Raw genomic sequence first — 21,849 nt, 5'->3', positions numbered from 1 at the left:
CTCATCGGCGGCGCAGGCAACGACGTTATCATCGGTCGCGCAGGTGCCGACACGATGGCTGGCGGTATCGGCAGCGATGTCTACGAAGTCACCGACCTCGGGGACGTGGTGAACGAGTTTGCCGGTGCCGGCAGCGACTCGGTCTGGACCTCGCTCTCGAGCTACACCCTGGGTGCCAGCGTCGAGAATCTGTATTTCGGCGGTAGTGGCAACTTTGCGGGCAGCGGCAACGAGCTCAATAACACGATCGTGGGCGGTGCGGGTAACGACGTCCTCATCGGCGGCGCAGGCAACGACGTTATCATCGGTCGCGCAGGTGCCGACACGATGGCTGGCGGTATCGGCAGCGATATCTACGAAGTCACCGACCTCGGGGACGTGGTAAACGAGCTTGCCGGTGCCGGCAGCGACTCGGTCTGGACCTCGCTCGCGAGCTACACCCTGGGTGCCGACGTCGAAAATCTGTTTTTCGGCGGTAGCGGCAACTTTGCGGGCACCGGCAACGGGCTGGCCAACACGATCGAGGGGGGGGCAGGTAACGACGTACTCACCGGCGGTGGCGGTAACGACGTGATGAGTGGCGGCGTCGCCGGTAACGATACGTTCGCGTTTGCTGCGGGTTTCGGCAGCGATACGATCCTGAACTTCGGAGCCAATCCGGCCGGGCAAGACTTGCTCAATATCACGGCGCTGGGGATCAACAGCGCGACGTTCGCTGCCAACGTGACCATTACGGCCAACGGGGCGGACACGGTGGTAGGGATCGGGGCGGACACGATTCACCTTGTGGGTGTCAACAGCGCAGCCGTTGATCAGACGGACTTCATTCTGGCCACTTGAGGTCCTGGTCAGTACTGTCGCAGGGAGCGTGGACAGCGGAGGGGAGGGCAATGGATGCCCTCCCTTTCTCCTTCCATTCAATTGCCCATCAGCTATCGGGGGTGCCAGCAGCGTACTGGAACTCATCAAAGCAGGTTGGAACCGAACTGCGAAATCAAAGAAACAATGAAAAAGGAAACCCGGCCTTGAACACTTCAGCCATCTGCCTCTTGAGCAGTCTATTGGTTTCGATCGCTGCTTCTGCTACCGGGGTTAATCCGGTGTTCGACCTGGATTTCACCAGGTCAGCCACGGAAACGCTGAAAAAACTGCACATCAACGACGCTTGTATTATCGCCATCTCAAGTCCTGCTGCGTTTACGTTCTGCCGAGAAGGGTCATCAACGCTCTGGAAGTATCAGGCGCTGGATCTGGAGCAACAGGCGCTGATCCAGATTGGCCAAAAGCGGTCTTCGACGGACTTTCAGCAAATAACCCTTGTGGAAGTCGACAGCGTTGCTTGCGAACAGGATCACCTTGTGGAATGGGTTAAACCAACTATCAGGCATGGACTTGTCCTTGGTCTGATTACCCTGTTTCTGTTGGCCGGCCTGCGATATACCTACCGGGCGATCATGCATTGCTGTTATGACGAGGCTGGCTTTTCGAAGTTCGGCTTACAGCGATTGGACGAATCCTGGTCAGCGCACAATTCAACGGTAATGGCGTTGGTCGCATGGGGTATGGCGGCAGCTATGGCATTTGTTTACTTCGGGTTTTGAGCATGACCACAATTAGCGGATGTGCCGTTTCAAGATGTTCGCCATTCGATGTACTTTGACTCTGTGCAGTTCCACTCGCTGACGATTGATTGATTGATTGATTGATTGATTGACTTGCTTGATATCCTGTTTTTTCAGTTAATCCTGAGTTTCTGTCTACCTGAAAGGGTGGCTGGATCACCGTGAAATTCGCAATTGGAGTTTGCTCTGGATGAGAGCTGCTCGCTATTGTGCGAGTTGTGGGATGTATAACAGCTATTGATTCTGTTGATGGCTTATCCGTTGCTGATTGCGTTCGGGTTCCTGACGATGCTGGCGCTACTCCTTCCTGGATGCAGATGCTCCCTATCTTTCGATACAGAGCATCTTCGTTGAGCATCACCCTTGTTGATCGGTTTTCATACAGTCTGCAGGGCACCATTCTTTAATTACAGAACGGCCGTAATGGGGGTGATAACCATACGAGCGGCCTCGCTTACCAACTCACCCTCACCCCCGCATTGCCACTCACGCCTTCCAGGGCAATGGTGTCCAGATTGGTGTTGTAATCCGCCGCCAGGTACACGCTGACCGTTGACGATAACCGCGCCACCACACCCACTCCGAGATCGGCAGAGGACGATTTGTGATCACTCTTGATCCGGTCCACGTCATCATAGGTCACGGTGTCACTGCCGCCAAAGGTGCGCCAGGCGTTCGCCCGGACGTAGGGCTCGATGGGCGTGTTCTGTACCAGGTAGCGCCCTTTCAGGCGTGCACCGAGGCGACCGGTCCAGTAGTCCTGGGAGTCGAACGAGACCTTGGAAATACCGTCGTTCTGGCTGTCCATATCGATCTGCTGGTTGATCACCTGGACCTGTGGCTCCACCACCCAGTGCTCGGAAATTGCAATCGGATAGCCGGCTTCGGCGGACAACGCCAATGCATGGCCCTTGCTGTCCATTTTCACCCCACGGTCGGATTTGTTATCGCCATCCAGGCGCGTGCCCATGGCCACAAGGTCAACGTACCAGCCCACGGTTGGATCGGTGAGGGTCCAATAGGCGCCGAAGTTGTCGCCGTCGAGTTCGACCCGCCCCGAACGACGGTCCTGGAAGCCCTCGGCGAAACCTTTGACATCGCCCTGCAAGCGGCTCTGGCCGACGAACAGGCCGAAGCGTTGGATCTGCCCGCCGCTGGTTTCGGAGGCATACAGGTCATGGCCCACTTGATAGCCCTTGGTAGAACCGTCGAAGCTGGGGGACACGGTGCCGGTCCAGCTCTTGTTGAAATCGCGGCCATAGGCACGACCCCAACCGGCCGGGACGGCACCGGTTTCGCTCAACAGGCTTTGTTCGCCCTGGCGGTCGTGGAACGTGCCCAACGCTTGCAAAGTCATCAACTGCGCGGCTGGCACCACCACCGAATACACGGGCACCTCCAGGCGGTACAGTGGAATAGGATCGGCACCCGCCACCGCCGTTGGCAGCGGCGGAGTGGTGGCGGCAGGCTCCGGTGATACTTCGGCGGGGACCTGGGTTGGCGGTGTCGCGGGGGGCTCGACTGGCGCAACGGGTTGCGGTGTTGGCGGTTCAACCGGTGGTTCATCCGGGCCTACTACCGGCGGTACGGGCGGAATCGGTGGCTCTGGCACCACCACGGGCGGTACCGGCGGCTGTGGCGGCACAACGGGTGGTTGCACCGCGACCACCGAAGAGCGCAGGTACCAGTTGTTTTCCGAGCCTGCCGTTACACCCCCCTTGAACAGATAGTACTCATAGGCCCCGGCAGAAACCGAGCCTTTCAGGGCAAAGGCATCGGTAGTGCTGACTGCGCCGTTGAGCGCCTGCACCACTTCGATCCCGTTGCTTTGCGTCAGGCCGCCCAGGCCACTGAGATTGGTCACCGCCAATTGGGTATTGCCGCTGATGCTGCCGTCGGAGACCACCAGTTTGTCAGTGGCGGAAGTATCGTCGCCGAGCACGGTTTGCAGCCACAGCTGGCCGTTGTTGCCGACGTAGTTGCCGTACACCGTCAGCGAGTCCGCGGCGCTGTTGCTGCCGGTGGTCATGTCGATGGTGCCGGCGTTGATGAGGGTCGCCCGCTGGCCGGCGGTGTAGGGTCGGATGCTGCCTTGGGTCACCGCCAGCACGCTGGTGTTGTCGATGGAAACCGTGCCGGCATTACTGGCGCTGTCGCCGAGGAAAAAGTCGCCAGCCAGGTCAAAGTGCGAATTGTTGTTGAGGCTGACGGTTTCCCAACCGATGTAGCGGGAGGCCGTGTTGGAAGTGGTGTTGTCGAAGGTCAATTGATCATTGCCCAGGCCGCCGTCGATCGATGGGGTGGCGCTCAACAGGCTTTCGGTCAGGCCGCTGAGCAGCGCGGTATCGTTACCATCACCCATCAGCACGGCGGACTTGATCTGGCCGCCATTGAGCCAGTTGAAGGTGTCGTTGCCGAGGCTGGTGCGGATCTCGCCGTTTATCACGCCGCCGCTGACAGTGATGCGGTCGTCGCCGCCGCTGACACTGATATTGCCGCCAATCGTACCCCCGGTGACGATAATCCAGTCGGTACCAAATCCGGTGACGAGGTTGCCAAGGATCGAGCCGCCGGACATGTCATAGATGTTGTTGTCCAGTTTCATGTCGACGCGGCCGATGGTGCCGCTGGTTTGCTGCGCCACGTCGCCATCTTCAAAGGCGCCGACGATGGTGCCGCCGGTCATCAGGAAGGTGTCGCGGCCGTCGCCTTGAGCCAGAGACTGGATCTGCCCGCCACTCATCACAAAGTCATCGATGCCATTGCCTTGGGAAACCGCACCCGTGACCGCACCGGCACTGATACGGAAGCGATCGGCACCATCACCCTGAGTGATGCTGCCGACGATTCGTCCGGAGTTCATGTCGACGAGGTCGGTGCCAGCCCCGGTAACAATGTTGCCGTTGATGGTACCGGTGCCGTCAATCGGGAGGGTCAGGATGTTGTTGCCCAGCAGGTCGGTCAGGCCGACAGGGCTGCTGCCACTGTCGCAGACATACGCATCGACGCCGGGGCCGGGAGTGAGTACGCAAGCCGCTTGCGCCTGTTGTACTGCCAGACTTAAAAGCGACAACGCCCCCACTTGAAGAAGTCCATTTTTTCCTGCACGAAGCGCAAGGTGCATAAGATCCCTCTTATTTAATGTCATTCTGATATTGTGTGGAGGTTTTATTTTGTAGTTATATCTAGACCATCAATACGATATCTACAAGGAAATGGGCTTGTGGTCCTTTCGTCGATTGCCCAGGACCTCAGCAGGGTGTTGCAGGCGAATAGAAAGTTAAAATCCACAACGCTGAGCTGGGAAAAACGGATGAGTTCCGCTCTTCGATTTAGTACCTCTGCTGGGTATGAGTGAGACAATTCCTGTTTTTTCGCCATAAGTGGGTGGTTATATTGTCTTCCAGTTAGTTTAAATTGTTTTTTCTGGAATATATCGTGTCAAAGATTGCGTTGTTTTTACTTTTTGGTTTTGTGTTGTCGGATTACGTGCTCGCGTCACCCAAAAAACAAATGCTTCTACAAGTGCGTCGTACATGAATTGCGGTTCAGGTCTGGCCACGGCCAAGCGTGTAGCCCAGCTGGAGGTGTGCTTCAGAGTGCCGCCATTCAGCGCCGCACCGCGAAAACTCCTCTGGCAATGGCCCGACATCACGACATAAAACATTTCACACACGGCGTCCATGCTGGTTTTTAACGTTCCCGCGACACGGCTGGCTATGGCTGGCTGATTCCATTCTTAATGCAAATAATTCCAATCGAAGTGAAAACTCATGACCGCAGGTCGTTTTTGTTTTGAGTCATTCCCGTTAGCCCAATGTCGCTGCTCATTTCGATCAATAAGTTGTCATTTACGGTCATTGAGGGATGGCGGCACGACTCTTAGTCTGTCGAACATGACTGATGGGGGCCGCAGAGCTCTCGCACTTTCCGTGATCGCTCGATGTGGAGTTACCGATGACCGCCGCTCAATACCCGCACCTGTTGGCTCCGCTGGACCTGGGGTTCACCACGCTGCGCAATCGCACCCTGATGGGGTCGATGCACACTGGCCTTGAAGAGAAACCGGGTGGCTTCGAGCGCATGGCGGCGTACTTTGCCGAGCGTGCCCGTGGCGGTGTCGGCCTGATGGTCACCGGCGGTATCGGCCCGAATGACGAGGGTGGCGTGTATTCCGGCGCGGCCAAGCTGACGACCGAAGAAGAGGCGCTCAAGCACCGTATCGTCACCCGTGCCGTGCATGACGCGGGCGGCAAGATCTGCATGCAGATCCTCCATGCCGGTCGTTATGCCTACAGCCCGAAACAGGTTGCGCCAAGTGCGATCCAGGCACCGATCAACCCGTTCAAGCCCAGGGAGCTGGACGAGGAAGGCATCGAGAAGCAGATCAGCGATTTCGTCACCTGCTCGGTACTGGCGCAAACCGCCGAGTACGACGGCGTGGAAATCATGGGTTCCGAAGGTTATTTCATTAACCAGTTCCTCGCCGCCCACACCAACCACCGTACCGACCGCTGGGGTGGCAGCTATGAAAACCGCATGCGCCTGCCGGTGGAGATCGTTCGTCGCGTGCGTGAAGCGGTAGGCCCGAACTTCATCATCATTTTCCGTCTGTCGATGCTCGACCTGGTTGAAGGCGGCAGCACCTGGGAAGAGATCGTTCAACTGGCCAAGGCCATCGAGCAGGCCGGCGCGACCATCATCAACACCGGTATCGGCTGGCACGAAGCGCGGATTCCGACCATCGCCACCAAAGTGCCACGCGCGGCGTTCAGCAAGGTCACGGCCAAGTTGCGGGGTTCGGTCAATATTCCGCTGATCACCACCAACCGTATCAACACCCCGGAAGTCGCCGAGCAGATCCTGGCCGAGGGCGATGCCGACATGGTGTCCATGGCACGGCCATTCCTCGCCGACCCGGATTTCGTCAACAAAGCCGCTGAAGGTCGTGCCGATGAAATCAACACCTGCATCGGTTGCAACCAGGCCTGCCTCGACCACACGTTCGGCGGCAAGCTGACCAGTTGCCTGGTGAACCCGCGTGCCTGCCACGAAACCGAGCTCAACTATCTGCCCGTGCAGCAACTGAAGAAAATCGCCGTGGTCGGTGCCGGCCCTGCCGGTCTGTCCGCCGCGACCGTGGCCGCCGAGCGTGGCCATCAGGTGACGCTGTTCGATTCGGCCAGCGAAATCGGCGGGCAGTTCAACATTGCCAAGCGCGTTCCGGGCAAGGAAGAGTTCTACGAAACGATTCGCTACTTCAACCGCAAGTTGCAGACCACCAACGTCGAGGTGTGCCTGAACACCCGCGTCGACGTGGCCGGACTGGTCGAGGGCGGCTACGACGAGATCATTCTGGCCACCGGCATTGCGCCGCGTGTGCCGGCCATTCCAGGGGTGGAAAACGCCAAGGTGCTGAGCTACCTGGACGTGATCCTGGAGCGCAAACCGGTCGGCAAGCGCGTCGCGGTGATTGGTGCCGGTGGTATCGGTTTCGACGTTTCCGAGTTCCTTGTGCATGAAGGCGTCGCCACCAGTCAGGATCGCGCCGCGTTCTGGAAGGAATGGGGCATCGATACACACCTTGAAGCGCGCGGCGGTGTCGCCGGTATCAAGGCCGCGCCCCATGCGCCGGCCCGCGAGGTGTTCCTGCTGCAACGCAAGACGTCCAAGGTCGGCGACGGCCTGGGCAAGACCACCGGCTGGATTCATCGCACGGGCCTTAAGAACAAACAGGTGCAGATGCTCAACAGCGTTGAATACCTGAAGATCGACGACGAAGGCCTGCACATCCGCATCGGCGAAACCGGCGAAGCTCAGGTGCTGCCAGTGGACAACATCGTGATTTGCGCCGGGCAGGATCCGCTGCGCGAGTTGCATGAAGGCCTGGCGGCGGCGGGGCAGAGCGTGCACCTGATCGGCGGCGCGGATGTCGCGGCAGAGCTGGATGCCAAGCGGGCGATTAATCAGGGGTCGCGGTTGGCGGCGCAGTTGTAATTCACGTAATCAGGCTGTTCACAAAACCCTGTGGCGAGGGGGCTTGCCCCCGTTCGGCTGCGAAGCAGTCGTATTGGGGCCGCTTCGCACCCCAACGGGGGCAAGCCCCCTCGCCACAAGTCAGCTGTTAAGATGCTGGCTCTTCACCCAGAGCCGGCATTGATGCTTCTCCCACCCTCCACCTGGTTACCCCAGGCCCCCCTCGACCCCCTTCACCTCGACTGGCTCACTCAAGCCGGCATCGAAGTGGCAGTCCTGCGTCTGGACCGGATCGACCCGCTGATCAGCGGCAACAAATGGTTCAAGCTCATCGAACACCTGAAAACCGCCGACCGCCTGGGTGCCGAAGGCATCATCAGTCTCGGTGGCGCGCACTCCAATCATCTTCATGCGTTGGCGGCGGCGGGCAAGCGATTGGTTTTTTCCACCGTCGGCCTGTTGCGCGGGCATCCTCAGCAAACCCCGACGGTCGAGGACTTGCAGGCGTTCGGCATGGAGCTGCACTGGCTGGGCTACGCAGGCTATCGAGCGAGGCATGAAGCGGGTTTCTGGCAACCCTGGCAAACCCGCTATCCGACGTTGCATCCGGTGCCTGAAGGCGGAGGTGGATTACCCGGTGCTGAAGGTTGCATGCAATTGCGGGCCAGGGTTTGTACCCAATTGGCGGGCTTGGGCTGGAGTGACTATGACGGCTGGTGGCTGGCCTGCGGAACCGGCACGACCCTGGCCGGCCTGGTGCTGGCCGAAGCGGGGGATCATCCGGTATATGGTGCCCTGGCGGTGCCGGATGACCACGGGGTGGCGCAGCAGGTCGAGCGGATCATGCAGGAAGCGGGTGTGGTCGATGCGGTGTATGAACTGTTCGAGGCCAGTCGCGGCGGGTTTGCCAAGGTTGATCCGTTGCTGCTCGACTTTATTGAAAAGACGGAGCAGGTGGGAAATATTCCACTGGAGCCGCTGTATACCGGCAAGGCACTGCTGGCACTCAAGCACCAAGTGGAAGCGGGCAAGTTCGCCCGGGGCACGCGGCTGATCTTCGTCCACACTGGCGGCTTGCAGGGGTGGCGGGGATTCAATTCACAAACCTGAAAGTCACCGAAAACCAATGTGGGAGCGGTCAAGTTCAGGCGTCGCGGTTTACCCGCTTGGGCATCATCCGCAGCAATGTGTTATCGCCCACCACATAATGGTGATACAGCCCGGCCACGGCATGCAGGCCGATCAGCCAATAGCCGATAGTGCCGCCGAGCTCATGCCAGCCCTGGAGCTGTTTGGCCAGGTCCTTGTTTTCCGCTACCAGCATCGGCAGGTCGACACCGTAGAACATCACCTGATTGCCTTTGGCGCTGGTGACCAGCCACCCGAGAATCGGCGTGACGATCATGAAAATGTACAGCGCCCAGTGCATCAGCCTGGCCAGTGTCGTTTGCCAGTGCGGCGAGGCCGGGAAGATCTGCGGCGCCGGGCCGAGGCTGCGTGCGAACAATCGCAGCCAGACCAGAACGAATACGGTCAGGCCGAGCATGAAGTGTGATTCGACGATCAGCGTGCGCGCGCCACTGCCCTTGGGAAAGAATCCGCGAAACTCGATACAGGCGTAAACCAGCACCAGCAGGACCAGCATCAGCCAATGCAGCGCGATCGATACGGTGCTGTAGCGCGACTCAGAGTTTTTCCACGGCATAGGTGTTCCTCAGAGGTCCGGTTTAAAGCCACCGTTCTTGACCGACGGTGTGCGTTAACTGTAATCCTGTTTCACCGGGTTTGCCTGAGGCGATTGGTCGCTGGGTGTTCTGGTTCGGGTAAAGGCAGAGAAAAACCTTGTAGGAGCGAGCTTGCTCGCGATGGTCGCCAACGATGACGCATACCCACTGGGTAACCGCGGCATTCTTGAGACCATCGCGAGCAAGCTCGCTCCTACAGGAGGGCGTTGCGGTATTTAGCTCGATTGCGGCATTTCGCCGTTGGCCAGGCGCTTGTTGATGTCGGCGATCACTTCCGGCAGATCGGTGATGGTGTCGATCATGTAATGCGGGCGTGAACCTTCGAACATTCCGTGGATGCGCTTGCGCTCGCTGTCCAGTTGGTCGCAGCCCAAGGCGCGATAGCCTTCGTAGTCCAGGCCCAGGGCGTTGCCCGAGCAGATCAGTGCCACGGTCCACATGCCGGCGCGGCGGCCTTCGAGAATGCCCGGCACGGTGTCATCGATCTTCACGCACGCGGCGACATCGTCGATGCCCAGGGCGATGACGTTGGCCAGCGCCTGGGCGGGCCATGGGCGACCATTCGGGACTTCGTCGGTGGCGACCACATGGTCGGCAACGTAACCGTTGGTGGCGGCCAGTTCGACCACCTTGTCCATGACCTGTTTCGGGTAACCGGAGCAGGAGCCGATCCTGATCCCTTGCTGGCGCAGGTTGGCGATGGTCTCCAGTGCCCCGGGAATCAGCGCCGAGTGCTCGGCGATTTTTTCGATCTGCAGCGGCATGAAACGCTGGTAGATCGCAGTGACGTCATCGTCGGTCGGCGTGCGGCCGAACACTTTGCGATAACGCTCGGCAACTTCCGGCAGATCGCACAGGGTGCGGATGTGGTCCCACTTGCCCATGCCCATCGGGCCACGGGCCTCTTCGATGGACACCTGGACGTCGAACTCGGCGAAAGCCTCGACGAAAATCTGCGTCGGGGCGAAGGAGCCGAAGTCGACCACGGTGCCGGCCCAGTCGAGGATGGCGGCTTGCAGCTTGGTTGGGTTGGCGTAGTTCATGGCGTTTGGATTCCTGTGATATCGATCTATTCGGAAATTCAGCTTTTCTGTGGGAGCGAGCTTGCTCGCGATAGCGGTCTTACATTCAACATGTGTGTCGACTGATCGGGCCTCATCGCGAGCAAGCTCGCTCCCACAGGGAATGTGGTGTGGTTTAGATGTCGAGCACTTCCATCTCGCGCAACACTTCGGCAATCGCCGCCACCGCTTCGCGCATTTGCGCCGGGTTGACATGGCCGATGCAGCCTACGCGGAAGGTTTCGACCTGGGTCAGTTTGCCGGGGTAGAGGATGTAGCCCTTGGCCTTGACCCGCTCGTAGAATTCTTTGAACGCGTAACGCGGATCTTTCGGGGCGTGGAAGGTGGCGATGATCGGCGCCTGGATAGCCGCCGGCAGGAAGCTGCGCAGCCCCAGTTTGCCCATCTCTTCCATCAATGCCTGGCAGTTGGCGGCGTAGCGTTCGTGCCGCGCTGGCAAGCCGCCTTCTTCGTTGTATTGCAGCAGGGCTTCGTGCAGCGCCGCGACCACATGGGTCGGCGGGGTGAAGCGCCACTGGCCGGTCTTGGCCATGTAGGCGTGCTGGTCCTGCAAGTCCATCGCCAGCGAATGCGAGTTGCCGGCGGCGCTGGCCAGGGATTCTTTGCGAGCGAAGACAAAACCCATGCCCGGCACGCCCTCCAGGCATTTGCCCGAGGCGGCGATCAGTGCGTCGAACGGCACTTGCTGCGCATCCACTGGCAGGGCGCCGAAGGAGCTCATGGCGTCGATGATCAGGCGCTTGCCGTGTTGCGCCACTACTTGGGCGATCTCTGGCAGCGGATTGAGGATGCCGGTACTGGTTTCGCAGTGAATCAGGGCGACATGGGTAATGTCTTGATCGGCACGTAGCAGGCGGTCGACGTCGGCGGCGGTGGTCGGCTCATCTTCTGCGGTTTCGAAGGTACTGAAGGAGCGGCCCAGTACTTCGCAGATTTTCGCCAGGCGTTTGCCGTAGGCGCCATTGATCAGGACCAGAATCTTGCCGTCCCGAGGCACCAGCGTGCCGATCGCTGCCTCGACCGCGAAGGTGCCGCTGCCTTGCAAAGGCACGCAGTGGTGGGTGGCAGTGCCGTTGATGATGGCCAGCAGTTGCTCGCAGAGGCTGGCGGTCAGTTGATTGAAGCGGTCATCCCATGAACCCCAGTCGATCATCATCGCCTGACGGGTGCGGGGCGACGTGGTCAACGGGCCGGGGGTGAGCAGGATGGGTTCGGCAGTACTCATTCTCGTGTCCTCGCAATCGATGGGATGAAGCTACGGGGCCTAAATTGCAATTTGCTGTGTTATCAATCAAATTGTTTATTGTTATGCCAGCCATCAGTGAGAGTTATTCATGAACCTGTTTCAGCTCCGCGCCTTCGATGCCGTGGCCCGGGAAGGCAGTTTTACCCGGGCGGCGGCGCGGCTATTCATCAGCCAGCCGGCGGTCACCGGGCACATCAAGGCCCTGGAGGAGCACTACCAGATCACCCTGCTGCGCCGCACCGCCCGACGGGTGGAACTGACGGAGGAGGGCACCAAACTGGCGGCAATCACCCGGGCGATGTTCGGCCTGGCCGAAGAGGCGCAGGTAATGCTCGAAGCCAACCGGCAATTGCTGACCGGGCGTCTGGAGGTGGCGGCGGACGGCCCGCACATGGTCATGCCCATGCTCGCCAGCCTGCGGGCGCGCTATCCGGGGATCACGGTGAACCTGCGCCTGGGCAACGCCCAGGAAACCCTGGCGGCGCTGCTGTCCGAACATGCCGACGTGGCGGTGCTGACCGAGGTCGAGCCGCGCAAGGGCCTGCATCTGCAGGCACTGAACGAGTCGCGGATTTGCGCACTGGTGCCCGACGGGCATCCTTGGGCGCAGAAGACTAAAGGCGTGCAGCTCAAGGAACTGGATCAGGTGATCATGGTGCTGCGCGAACCGAGTTCGATTACCCGGCGCACCTTCGATGAGGCTTGCACCCAGGCCAAGGTCAATCCACGGGTGTTGCTGGAACTGGACAGCCGCGAAGCGGTGACCGAGGCGGTGGCCGCCGAACTGGGGGTGGGGGTGGTGTCGTCGGTGGAGGTCAGCCACGATCCACGGGTGGCGGCGGTGCCGATCATTGGCGAGGGGTTGGTGAATCGGCACATGATTGGTTGTATGGAGCGGCGGCGGGACTTGCGCTTGATTCAGGCGTTTTTCGGGTTGGCGCCCGTCAGGTAGACCGAGTTGCCTGCATCGCGAGCAAGCTCGCTCCCACAAGGGATTTGCGTCGACCACAGATTATTCAGACGATACACCACCACTGTGGGAGCGAGCTTGCTCGCGATGGGGCCGGACCTGCCTACACAAGACTCTCGCGCACCATCTCAAGAAACGTCGCCACCACCCGCCGCGAACTCTGCTCGCGCAAGCACACCAGGGTTTCCGTCAGCCTGCGTTTGCAATCGATAATCGGCAACGCACACACCCGCGAATCCGCACCAAACTCGGCAGCCGACACCACGCCAACGCCAATCCCCACCACCACCGCCTCCCGCGCTGCCTCGCGACCTTCAACCTGAATCGCCGGCCGAATGCGAAACCCGGCCCTCGCCATTTCCTCCTCCAGCGTCTGCCGGGTCACCGAACCGATTTCCCGCAACACCAGTGGCGTGTCGTCGAGGTCGGCGAGGGTGATGGATTCGCGGTCGGCCCACGGATGATTGCGCGACACGAACGCCACCATCGGGTCGTTGCGCAGGGGCAGTGAAATCAGGCGTTCATCGCTGACATCACGGCCCAGCAATGCAAGGTCAGCCTGATAGTTGAACAGTCGAAAAAGCGACTCGTCGGTGTTGCCGGTTTCGATCTTCACGCTGATCCCGGGGTAGCGTTCGCAGAACCGGGCAATCTGCGGCAGCACGTGCACCGGTGCATCCACCGCCAGAATCAGGCTGCCGGTCTGCAGGGCCTGGGATTCCTGAAGCAGTTCCTGGGCTTCCGCCTCGATCACAAAAAGCCGCTGGGTAACGCTCAACAGACGCTCGCCCAGATCGGTCAGGCGCACCGAGCGTTTGTTGCGGTGAAACAGCAAAACACCGTAGCGCTCTTCGAGCTTGCGCACCTGGTCGGAAATCGCCGGTTGCGTCAGAAACAGGCGTTCGGCGGCCTTGGTAAAGCTTCCATGGACCGCCACGGCGTGGAAAGCTTTGAGCTGGGCGTGGGACACCGACATGGGAATCTCCAGTAACAATCTGAACTTATATTTGAAATACGATAAATCGATTTCACTTATTAATCAGTAATTGTTTTTATCCACCTCAGCCCCGTTGACTGGTCAGTCGAACAGCAGCGGGTGCCATGAGCCTGTGCGTGCAACTACAGGACTCATCTGACCGGTATCCGCCGTAGGGACAGGGCGATATCGCAGTGCTCAACAATAAAAACACAGGCGTTTTCTTCCAATTCTGCCGGCACACTCACACCCTGAGGTCAGAACCACAATGAACAAGCACATCGGCACCATCAAGCGTTGGCGCGTGCAGATCTTCGCGATCACCTGGCTCGCCTACGCCGCGTTCTATTTCACCCGCAAAGCTTTCTCGGTCGCCAAGCTCGGTATTGGCGAAGACCCGACCTTCATGCTCGACAAAATGGCCATGGCCAACCTCGACGCCATCTACCTGACGGCTTACGCCGTCGGTCAGTTCACCTGGGGCATCCTCGCAGACCGTTTTGGCCCGCGAGTTGTGGTGCTCGGCGGGTTGCTGATTTCCGCTGCCGCGGCGCTGGTGATGGGCAACTTCGCAACGTTACCGATTTTCGCTACCTGCATGCTGATACAAGGCCTGGCGCAGTCCACCGGTTGGTCGGGGCTGTGCAAGAACCTCGGCAGCTTCTTTCCCTCCGAGCAACGCGGACGGGTATTGGGCCTGTGGAGTTCCTGCTACGCCTTTGGTGGCCTGGTAGCCTCGCCGTTTGCCGGTTGGTGGGCGTACACGCTCATCGGCAGCTGGCATGCGGCGTTCATTTCCAGTGCGGCGGTGGTTGGGCTGGTCGCCGTGCTGTTTTTTATTTTCCAACGCAACAAACCGGAAGACGTCGGCTTGCCGGCGGTGGAGCCGGAGCCTGAGCTGACCGCCGAACAAGCCGAGGCGCAAAGCAAAATCAGCATGTGGGAGCCTTTGAAGGAAATCCTGCGCAACCGCACGGTGCTGGTGCTGGGGTTGGCGTACTTCATGCTCAAGCCGGCGCGCTACGCGATTCTGCTGTGGGGGCCGGTGATCGTCTTCGAACAGATGCCTTCGGTGGGCAAGGTCGGCGCGGCGATCATTCCGACTGCGTTCGAACTGGCCGGGTTGCTCGGGCCGATCCTGATTGGCCTGGCCTCGGACAAACTGTTCGGCGCCCGGCGCATGCCGGCCTGCGTGATCAGCCTGTTGGCGCTGACAGTGTCCCTGGCGTTTTTCATGGGCGCCCTGCATACCGGCAGCGTGCTGCTGGTGGTGGCGCTGCTGTTCGTCATGGGCCTGACCCTCTACGGACCGGACTCGATGATCAGCGGCGCGGCCGCCATCGACTTCGGCACCGCCAAGGCCGGCGCCACGGCAGCCGGCTTCGTCAACGGCTGCGGTTCGGTCGGGGCGATTCTCGGCGGGCTGCTGCCGGGCTACTTCGACACCGTTACCGTGTTCATCGTCTTCGCCGGCTGCGCCATGTTCTCGGCGCTGGTATTGATCCCGCACTGGAACAGCCGCCCCGGTGGCCTGGGCACTCACTTCGCCTACGTGCCCAATCAAGCGATGACCATCAAACCCCTGCGTACCTGAATCCTGTCCCTCGTCGCCTGCTGCACCTGCGGCAGGCCGGCGTGTGGGCCACTGACCGGAGATTGACCCCATGAGACCCTTTTGGCTGGACCAGGCCTTGAAGGCTGATGCATCCGAAACCTGTCCGCCACTGGAAGGCGACGCCCGCGCCGATGTCTGTATCGTCGGCGGTGGTTACACCGGGTTGTGGACCGCGATCATGCTCAAGGAGCAGAACCCCGAACTGGATGTGCTGCTGATCGAAGCGGACATCTGCGGTGCCGGGGCCAGTGGACGCAATGGCGGTTGTGCGTTGTCGTGGTCGGCCAAGTATTTCACCCTCGAACGTTTGTTCGGCGTCGAAGAAGCCGTACGTCTGGTCAAGGAGTCCGAGCGCAGCATCCATGCCATCGGCGCCTTCTGCGAACAGTATGGGGTGGACGCCGATTACCGCCTCGATGGCACCCTCTACACCGCGACCAATCGCGCGCAGGTCGGCTCGACCGACGCTGTGATCGCGGCGCTGGAGCGCAACGGCATCAACTCGTTCACCCAGCGGCCAGTGGCCGATGTGCAGCGCATGGCCGGTTCCAGCAAACACCTGGAAGGCTGGTTTTCCCCGGCCGCGGCCAGTGTGCAGCCGGGCAAACTGGTGCGTGGGTTGCGCCGGGTAGCCCTGCAGCTGGGGGTGAGGATTCATGAAAACACCGCGATGACCGGGCTGGAGGAGGGCCGGCCGGCGGGCATTCAAACCCCCAGGGGCACCATTCGCGCCGACCGCGTGGTGCTGGCGATGAACGCCTGGATGGCCCGGGCGTTCCCGCAGTTCGAACGCAGCGTGGCGATCGTTTCCAGCGACATGCTGATCACCGAGCCTCGGCCGGATTTACTCGACGAAATCGGCCTGACCAGCGGCGTCACGGTGCTCGATTCGCGGATTTTCGTGCACTACTACCACAACACGCCGGACGGCCGGATCATGCTCGGCAAGGGCGGCAACACCTTTGCCTATGGCGGGCGCATGCTGCCGGTGTTCGATCAGCCATCGCCTTATGCCGGCCTGTTGCAGAGCAGTCTCGCGGATTTCTTCCCGGCGTTTGCCGACGTCAAGGTCGAGGCGACCTGGAACGGTCCATCGGATCGATCGGTGACCGGGCTGCCGTTCTTCGGACAGATGAGCGCCAGTGGCAATGTGTTTTACGGTTTCGGCTATTCCGGCAGCGGCGTCGGCCCCTGCCACATGGGCGGGCAGATTCTGGCGTCGATGGTTCAAGGCCTGGACAACCCCTGGACCCGTTCGCCGCTGGTCAATGGCCCTCTGGGCTTTTTCCCGCCGGAGCCGATTCGCTATATCGGCTCGCTGATGGTGCGCAACGCCATCCGCCGCAAGGAGCGCGCGGAGGATCACGGGCATCGGCCACGGCATCTGGACGTGCGTCTGGCGAAGTTCGCTGCTGCAGCCGGCAAGGCTGACAAGGGTTGAGCGTCAGGGTGCAGGGTCCGAGCGGGTGAGCAGCCAGTCGAACAGCAGGCGGGTATCGCCACGGGGCTCATGCGGGCGAGGGCGGTGAGGTTGTGGCCGAGGGCCCATGGCCGTACAAAGCACCGGGCGATCCGGGTCACTGTCGAGGAAAATCACCAGTACCTCGCTGCCAGCCACGGGCAAGCGGGCCGGATCGATCCAGTCCTCGGCGGTGGTCAGCGCCAGCGGTAGCCACAGGCCGTTGGACTCTTCAGCGTCTGGTTGCGTGGCGGGCCAGAGGTTCACCTGAACCCGGCCATCCTCGTCCACTGCCGCCGGTTGCCCGACCGGGCCGCACACGCGACCGGGCTGATACCCGGGGATACTCGGCCTGGGTTGTTTGAGCGCTGGTCTGAATACCGTCGACCAGGGGATGGCGCTGAATTGATTGCGGTAACCCGAGGCCATGCCCGGTGTGTCGTCGAGCAGAATGGATGATTGACACCCCTGATGGCGGATTTCGGTAACCAGCCACTGATCATTGAAATTCGCCAGCGGGTGCTCGGCCACTTGCAGGATCCGGCCACTGCGTAATGCCCCCTGGCTACTTTGACCGTGGATCTGCTGGTGACGGCAGCGCAGGCGTTCCAGTTGTCGACGGCTGAGCTGGTCGCGATGTTGTTGCTCGCCAGCGGGACAGTGCCTCGCCGTGGCGAACGAGTGATTGGCTGCGCCTTCGCTGATGTCCGCTGCACCCGGATTCCTGGCGCCTGGACGCACAGGGGAGAGCGTGGCGTCATGGCGCTGGAACAGTTCGCTGATCACCGGTTCCTGGTGTTCGCCGGGGGCGCCGCCGCTCATCGACATGAGCAGTGGCTCTTGGGGAAAGCTCAAGCTGTCGTCGGCCAGCACCAGCACATGGCCGTCGCGTTGATGCTCGAAGTGATAGTGAATGCCTTCTTCCTCGCACAGCCGTTGCAGCAACGCCAGGTCGGATTCTTCGTACTGAATGCAAAAAGGTCGCAGGGGATAGTGCCTGGTTGCCAGTTCAAAGCGATAACTGCTGGCGGGCAACCCATGTTGCTCCAGCAATTGGCGCAGGATCATGGGCACGCTGGCGTGCTGGAAAATACGTCGGCATCGTTGCTGTTCCAGCACCTGGACACGAGGCACCAGCACCAGCTTGTAAGCGACCCGGTGCCCGCTTCGATGTTCACAACTGGCGCTGTCCAGCACGCCATGAATGCCTTGATCGTGGCCGAATTCGAGGAACGCCGGTTGGTGCAGCAATCGCTCAAGGTTCAGGGCTGGTGCCAGCCCGATCACCTCGATGTCGAATCGATAGGGCTGGTTGAGCGCTTCATGACCACTGAACCGGACCACCTGGAAGCTCAGGTCGTCTTCGAGAAGCGTCAGGGTGGTGGGACTATCCTTGTCGTTGTGCATCGAACGCGCTACCGCTGTGGAGTAGGGTGCAAAGCGTACGAAACCCCGGCGCATTGCGGGTACGGTAAAGCGACATTTCCGAATTGCCCTACAACCGCTGGTGAAGATGTCGATGCAAGTCGGGATTTTTTGGTCGATTGCCAACTTTAGGCCGTATAAACTTGTGCAAAGCGTCGGCCAATAGATGTCTCGGCGCCACAGATGCCACAGATAAGAGAGTGAGAAATGGGCGCACAGTGGAAGGTTAAACACAAAGAAGCGGCAGCCAATGCCAAGGGCAAGATCTTCGGCAAACTGGTGAAAGAAATTACCATTGCTGCGCGCAACGGCGCTGATACTGCTACCAACGCGCACTTGCGCCTGGTGGTTGAACAGGCCAAGAAAGCTTCGATGCCCAAGGAAACACTGGATCGTGCCATCAAGAAGGGCGCGGGCCTGCTGGGCGAAACCGTGCAATACCATCGCGTGACCTATGAAGGGTTCGCCCCGCATCAGGTGCCGTTGATCGTTGAGTGCGTGACCGACAACATCAATCGCACCGTCGCCGAGATCCGCGTGGCGTTCCGCAAGGGTCAGCTGGGGGCTTCCGGTTCGGTGGCCTGGGACTTCAACCACGTCGGCATGATCGAAGCGTCGCCGGACACCCCGGACGCCGATCCGGAAATGGCCGCCATCGAAGCCGGTGCACAGGATTTCGAGCCGGGTGAAGAGGGTGCAACCCTGTTCCTGACCGAACCGACCGACCTCGACGCGGTGCAGAAAGCCCTGCCGGAACAAGGCTTCACTGTGCTGTCGGCCAAACTGGGCTACCAGCCGAAAAACCCGGTCAGCGGCCTGAGCGATGAGCAGATGGCGGAAGTCGAAGCGTTCCTCGAAGGCCTCGATAACCACGACGACGTGCAGGACATGTTTGTCGGGTTGGCGGGTTAAGTCTTTGTGTCAATGACGGTCATGTTGTTTGACAGACCGTCATCGTCGGATCGCCGCCCGGAGCAAGCTCGCTCCCACAGGTTTAGCGCTACCCTGTGGGAGCGAGCTTGCTCGCGATTGAGCGCGCAGCGGTCACAGACTTTCCAATTGCCGCACGATTTCGCTGAACCCCGGCCGTGCCAGCACTTGCGGCTGACAGCAACGCTGTTGCAGATCTTCCAGTACCCCACGCTGTTCGTCGCTTAACCCCGAATTAACCCGCTCCAGCAGTTCGCCCAGCAACACCCCGAACGCCCGCACCTCGATCCGCTGCAAGGCGCGGCTTTCCAGGCTGTCGGAAATCCCGTGGAACGACGCCGCGCCAAAATCCCCCAGCAAGCAATCGCCCTGTTCATTCCACAGAATATTGTGCCCGTAGAGATCGCCATGGGTGATGCCGTGGTTGTGCAAGTGTTCGGCCACCGAGGCAATGCCCGAGGCAATGCGTAGCGCCACCGCCGCACTGAAACGCAAGCCTTCGGCATAAATGTCGCGGCTGCACGACGCCAGGCTCGGCAGGCTGGCGAGGTTGCGAAAACTCGGCGGGATCAACTGCATGACCAGCCCGGCGGTTTGTTGCGGGTGATCGACAATCCGCCCTTCGACGCGAATCAGATTCGGGTGCAGGCCGGCGGTGATGCAGGCGTTCATCTCGTGCAGCGGCGAGCCATCGCTGGTCATTTCGCCCTTGTAGAGCTTCACCGCAACGGGCATGGCCGGTTGGTCGGTCGGTTGCCAGACAGCTTGATGAATCACTCCGGACGCCCCTTCGCCCAGTTTTTTCTCCAGGTGCAATGCCGACCAGTCAATGCGCGGTGTGGCATCGAGGGCGGCGGCATCGGCTTCGGTTTCCAGCGGATTACCGGCGTAGGCCAGCCAGGTCAGGCTTGGCAGCGTCAGCAGCCATTGTGGCAAGTCGGTGAACTGGTTGGCGGCGATGCGGATCAGCTCCAGCCGATGACAATTGTGCATCGAGTCCGGCAACGCCTGCAGGCGGTTACCGGCAAGCATCAGCTTTTGCAGGTATGGCCGCTCTCCCAACGCGCTCGGCAGCGTCTCGATGCAATTGTCGGTCAGGATCAGCCAGCGCAGCAGCGGTGGCAGTGCCGCTGCGGGCACGTGGGCGATACGGTTGGCCTTGAAGCCGATCATCGTCAGTGCAGCGCATTGGCCAACACAGGCCGGCAATTCGGTGAAACGGTTATCGGAGCAGAACAGCACGCGCAAACGGGTCAGGCGATGCAAGTCCTCTGGCAGCGCGCTCAGAGCATTGCCGCTGAGGTTGAGCACTTCCAGCGAATCCGCCAGATCGAAGATCTCCCGGGGAAACTCGGTCAGGCCTTCGGCCAGATCCAGCCGCGTGATGCCCGACAACTCGCCGGCGCGCAATTGAGCAAGGGTATGCATGAACAGATTCGCCATTAACCTAGAGGAGGGCGCGGGGCCCCGGAAATGGGCGACATGATAGCGGGAAAGATGTGGCGACTGTCAGGCCGCCTTCGCGAGCAAGCCCGCTCCCACATTTGATCGGTGTAGATCAAAAATTCTGTATCCGACACAAATCCATTGTGGGAGCGGGCTTGCTCGCGAAGAAGTCAGTCAATGCAACAAAAAGCTATCGATCAGACCGGTTCGCTGACTTCGACCAGTTGTCCCAATCGGCTGCGCGTGCGCGCCAGATCAATGGCATCGCCACCCAGGCTTTCGCGCAATGAGTGCTGCCCGAGCAACGTCAGGTGCTTGTCCTGGTCGTACAGTACGTCGATGAGGTTGATAAAACGCTGCTGGGCGGCAATCGTGCAATCGCCCAGCAGTGGCAGTTCATCGATGATCCAGCGGTCGAACTGGCGGCACAGCTCCAGATAATCCATCACCGCCGTGGGCTGATCGCACAAATCGGTGAAGGTAAAACCGACGCCGCGCCCTTCGCAGAAACGTGCTCGCAAATGCCGGGTACCTACCGGCAACGAAACAGGCAGGGCATTGTGCCTGGGCAGGTTCAGCGATTGTCGTTGCGCCACGCTCGCCGGCCAGACGTAGTGACCTTGAGTGAACAACTGATGCGCATGGGTTCGGGCCTGGCTGCGGTAGTCGTGGGGCCCGCCGACCTCCATCACCTGCATGCGCGTATTGATCAAGTCGATCACCGGTTTGAAGCGGGCGTGGTACAGCGGATTGGGCAACAGGCCTTCGGGCGGATAATTGGAGGTGACCAGCAACAGGATGCCGCGCTGGAACAGTGCCTTGAACAACCGGGTGATGAGCATCGCATCGCCGATGTCGTGCACATGGAACTCATCGAAACACAGCACCCGGCAATCGCTGAGCAGTTCATCGAGGGTGATCGCCAGGGCGTCGGCCTGATCGCGGTGCTCGAACATGCCCTGGTGCAGTTGGGCGAAAAACTGATGGAAGTGCAGGCGTTGTTTTTGCGCGAGGGGAATGGCCCGGAAAAACCCGTCGAGCAGCCAGCTTTTGCCGCGCCCCACGGCACCATGCAGGTAAAGGCCGGGAAGGGGTTTCGCCGCAGTGCCCATCAGCATGCAGGCATGCCGGGCCATGCAGTCGATCACCCGCTGTTGGCTGTGACTGAGGGTGTAGCCCTGGGCATGGGCCTGATGGCGAAAGTAGTCGTGGATGACCTGGCCGGCCGTGGCGCTGCCGGCAGCCGGTGCCTTGCCGAGAAGGCGACGCAACGTTTGCCAGCGCGATTTGATTCGCGAACGGCTGGGCGGTCGAACGGCCACTGGGATATCACCTCTGGTGTACGGGCAGGCTCTTT

General features: G+C 60.5%; 17 protein-coding genes. 8 read left to right on the top strand and 9 right to left on the bottom strand.

Annotated features, from left to right (window positions below; translation table 11 throughout):
- Both AC1Q6Y_RS25530 and AC1Q6Y_RS25525 read left to right on the top strand, forming a co-directional pair.
- On the top strand, positions 1-840 hold an 840-nt coding region (locus AC1Q6Y_RS25530), incomplete at its 5' end, for a calcium-binding protein (RefSeq protein ID WP_492625418.1).
- 50 nt (positions 841-890) lie between these two features.
- Positions 891-1,601, top strand: coding sequence for a hypothetical protein (locus AC1Q6Y_RS25525; RefSeq protein ID WP_489338895.1), 711 nt, complete (start codon positions 891-893; stop codon positions 1,599-1,601).
- A 475-nt stretch (positions 1,602-2,076) separates the two neighbouring features.
- On the opposite strand, the gene AC1Q6Y_RS25520 is transcribed toward AC1Q6Y_RS25525, so the two are convergent.
- On the bottom strand, positions 2,077-4,746 hold the full coding sequence (locus AC1Q6Y_RS25520) for an autotransporter family protein (RefSeq protein ID WP_492625417.1): 2,670 nt from the start codon (positions 4,744-4,746) through the stop codon (positions 2,077-2,079).
- A gap of 288 nt (positions 4,747-5,034) precedes the next feature.
- The gene (locus tag AC1Q6Y_RS25515; protein WP_131726854.1) at positions 5,035-5,307 is read right to left on the bottom strand and encodes a hypothetical protein; all 273 of its coding nucleotides are present in this window, start codon (positions 5,305-5,307) and stop codon (positions 5,035-5,037) included.
- 272 nt (positions 5,308-5,579) lie between these two features.
- Between AC1Q6Y_RS25515 and AC1Q6Y_RS25510 the strand changes: the two genes are divergently transcribed.
- Positions 5,580-7,619, top strand: a complete 2,040-nt coding sequence (locus AC1Q6Y_RS25510) for an oxidoreductase (RefSeq protein WP_090456692.1) — start codon at positions 5,580-5,582, stop codon at positions 7,617-7,619.
- A gap of 162 nt (positions 7,620-7,781) precedes the next feature.
- Positions 7,782-8,708, top strand: coding sequence for a 1-aminocyclopropane-1-carboxylate deaminase/D-cysteine desulfhydrase (locus tag AC1Q6Y_RS25505; RefSeq protein ID WP_492625416.1), 927 nt, complete (start codon positions 7,782-7,784; stop codon positions 8,706-8,708).
- A 34-nt stretch (positions 8,709-8,742) separates the two neighbouring features.
- On the opposite strand, the gene AC1Q6Y_RS25500 is transcribed toward AC1Q6Y_RS25505, so the two are convergent.
- From AC1Q6Y_RS25500 to AC1Q6Y_RS25490, 3 genes are all read right to left on the bottom strand, one after another.
- A complete protein-coding gene (locus AC1Q6Y_RS25500) occupies positions 8,743-9,303 on the bottom strand; it encodes a cytochrome b (RefSeq protein WP_218496167.1) in 561 nt (186 codons plus the stop codon).
- A 255-nt stretch (positions 9,304-9,558) separates the two neighbouring features.
- On the bottom strand, positions 9,559-10,386 hold the full coding sequence (gene phnX, locus AC1Q6Y_RS25495) for a phosphonoacetaldehyde hydrolase (RefSeq protein WP_154908763.1): 828 nt from the start codon (positions 10,384-10,386) through the stop codon (positions 9,559-9,561).
- 154 nt (positions 10,387-10,540) lie between these two features.
- Positions 10,541-11,650: a 2-aminoethylphosphonate--pyruvate transaminase gene (locus AC1Q6Y_RS25490; RefSeq protein ID WP_218496169.1), complete on the bottom strand. Its 1,110-nt coding sequence runs from the start codon at positions 11,648-11,650 to the stop codon at positions 10,541-10,543.
- 109 nt (positions 11,651-11,759) lie between these two features.
- On the opposite strand from AC1Q6Y_RS25490, the gene AC1Q6Y_RS25485 reads away from it, so the two are divergent.
- A complete protein-coding gene (locus AC1Q6Y_RS25485) occupies positions 11,760-12,623 on the top strand; it encodes a LysR substrate-binding domain-containing protein (protein ID WP_407515664.1) in 864 nt (287 codons plus the stop codon).
- 121 nt (positions 12,624-12,744) lie between these two features.
- Here AC1Q6Y_RS25485 and AC1Q6Y_RS25480 read toward each other — a convergent pair whose 3' ends face one another.
- Positions 12,745-13,617 carry a LysR family transcriptional regulator gene (locus AC1Q6Y_RS25480; RefSeq protein ID WP_492625415.1) on the bottom strand — a complete coding sequence of 291 codons (873 nt, stop codon included), beginning with the start codon at positions 13,615-13,617 and terminating at the stop codon, positions 12,745-12,747.
- Between the two features lie 268 nt (positions 13,618-13,885).
- On the opposite strand from AC1Q6Y_RS25480, the gene AC1Q6Y_RS25475 reads away from it, so the two are divergent.
- Both AC1Q6Y_RS25475 and AC1Q6Y_RS25470 read left to right on the top strand, forming a co-directional pair.
- Positions 13,886-15,211: an MFS transporter gene (locus AC1Q6Y_RS25475; protein WP_057714112.1), complete on the top strand. Its 1,326-nt coding sequence runs from the start codon at positions 13,886-13,888 to the stop codon at positions 15,209-15,211.
- Between the two features lie 70 nt (positions 15,212-15,281).
- Entirely contained in the window at positions 15,282-16,673 is a 1,392-nt protein-coding gene (locus AC1Q6Y_RS25470; RefSeq protein ID WP_492625414.1) for an FAD-dependent oxidoreductase, read from the top strand.
- Between the two features lie 3 nt (positions 16,674-16,676).
- On the opposite strand, the gene AC1Q6Y_RS25465 is transcribed toward AC1Q6Y_RS25470, so the two are convergent.
- Positions 16,677-18,098, bottom strand: a complete 1,422-nt coding sequence (locus AC1Q6Y_RS25465; protein ID WP_492625413.1) for a type VI secretion system Vgr family protein — start codon at positions 18,096-18,098, stop codon at positions 16,677-16,679.
- 225 nt (positions 18,099-18,323) lie between these two features.
- On the opposite strand from AC1Q6Y_RS25465, the gene AC1Q6Y_RS25460 reads away from it, so the two are divergent.
- A complete protein-coding gene (locus AC1Q6Y_RS25460; RefSeq protein WP_056854673.1) occupies positions 18,324-19,028 on the top strand; it encodes a YebC/PmpR family DNA-binding transcriptional regulator in 705 nt (234 codons plus the stop codon).
- Positions 19,029-19,160: 132 nt separating this feature from the next.
- Here AC1Q6Y_RS25460 and AC1Q6Y_RS25455 read toward each other — a convergent pair whose 3' ends face one another.
- Together AC1Q6Y_RS25455 and zapE are read right to left on the bottom strand one after the other, a co-directional pair.
- The gene (locus AC1Q6Y_RS25455) at positions 19,161-20,474 is read right to left on the bottom strand and encodes a leucine-rich repeat-containing protein kinase family protein (protein WP_492625412.1); all 1,314 of its coding nucleotides are present in this window, start codon (positions 20,472-20,474) and stop codon (positions 19,161-19,163) included.
- A gap of 215 nt (positions 20,475-20,689) precedes the next feature.
- Positions 20,690-21,814 carry a cell division protein ZapE gene (gene zapE, locus AC1Q6Y_RS25450; RefSeq protein ID WP_492625411.1) on the bottom strand — a complete coding sequence of 375 codons (1,125 nt, stop codon included), beginning with the start codon at positions 21,812-21,814 and terminating at the stop codon, positions 20,690-20,692.
- Positions 21,815-21,849: the final 35 nt, after the last annotated feature.

The organism is Pseudomonas sp. GW823-FHT06E10, assembly GCF_058794995.1.
The sequence above is the reverse complement of the archived record's forward strand: the minus strand, read 5'-3'. Positions and strand labels throughout refer to the sequence as shown.

Coding starts and splice junctions, on each gene's coding strand:
- AC1Q6Y_RS25525 (WP_489338895.1), top strand. CDS start 891: ATGGATGCCCTCCCTTTCTCCTTCCATTCAATTGCCCATCAGCTATCG.
- AC1Q6Y_RS25520 (WP_492625417.1), bottom strand. CDS start 4,746: ATGCACCTTGCGCTTCGTGCAGGAAAAAATGGACTTCTTCAAGTGGGG.
- AC1Q6Y_RS25515 (WP_131726854.1), bottom strand. CDS start 5,307: ATGGACGCCGTGTGTGAAATGTTTTATGTCGTGATGTCGGGCCATTGC.
- AC1Q6Y_RS25510 (WP_090456692.1), top strand. CDS start 5,580: ATGACCGCCGCTCAATACCCGCACCTGTTGGCTCCGCTGGACCTGGGG.
- AC1Q6Y_RS25505 (WP_492625416.1), top strand. CDS start 7,782: ATGCTTCTCCCACCCTCCACCTGGTTACCCCAGGCCCCCCTCGACCCC.
- AC1Q6Y_RS25500 (WP_218496167.1), bottom strand. CDS start 9,303: ATGCCGTGGAAAAACTCTGAGTCGCGCTACAGCACCGTATCGATCGCG.
- phnX (WP_154908763.1), bottom strand. CDS start 10,386: ATGAACTACGCCAACCCAACCAAGCTGCAAGCCGCCATCCTCGACTGG.
- AC1Q6Y_RS25490 (WP_218496169.1), bottom strand. CDS start 11,650: ATGAGTACTGCCGAACCCATCCTGCTCACCCCCGGCCCGTTGACCACG.
- AC1Q6Y_RS25485 (WP_407515664.1), top strand. CDS start 11,760: ATGAACCTGTTTCAGCTCCGCGCCTTCGATGCCGTGGCCCGGGAAGGC.
- AC1Q6Y_RS25480 (WP_492625415.1), bottom strand. CDS start 13,617: ATGTCGGTGTCCCACGCCCAGCTCAAAGCTTTCCACGCCGTGGCGGTC.
- AC1Q6Y_RS25475 (WP_057714112.1), top strand. CDS start 13,886: ATGAACAAGCACATCGGCACCATCAAGCGTTGGCGCGTGCAGATCTTC.
- AC1Q6Y_RS25470 (WP_492625414.1), top strand. CDS start 15,282: ATGAGACCCTTTTGGCTGGACCAGGCCTTGAAGGCTGATGCATCCGAA.
- AC1Q6Y_RS25465 (WP_492625413.1), bottom strand. CDS start 18,098: ATGCACAACGACAAGGATAGTCCCACCACCCTGACGCTTCTCGAAGAC.
- AC1Q6Y_RS25460 (WP_056854673.1), top strand. CDS start 18,324: ATGGGCGCACAGTGGAAGGTTAAACACAAAGAAGCGGCAGCCAATGCC.
- AC1Q6Y_RS25455 (WP_492625412.1), bottom strand. CDS start 20,474: ATGCATACCCTTGCTCAATTGCGCGCCGGCGAGTTGTCGGGCATCACG.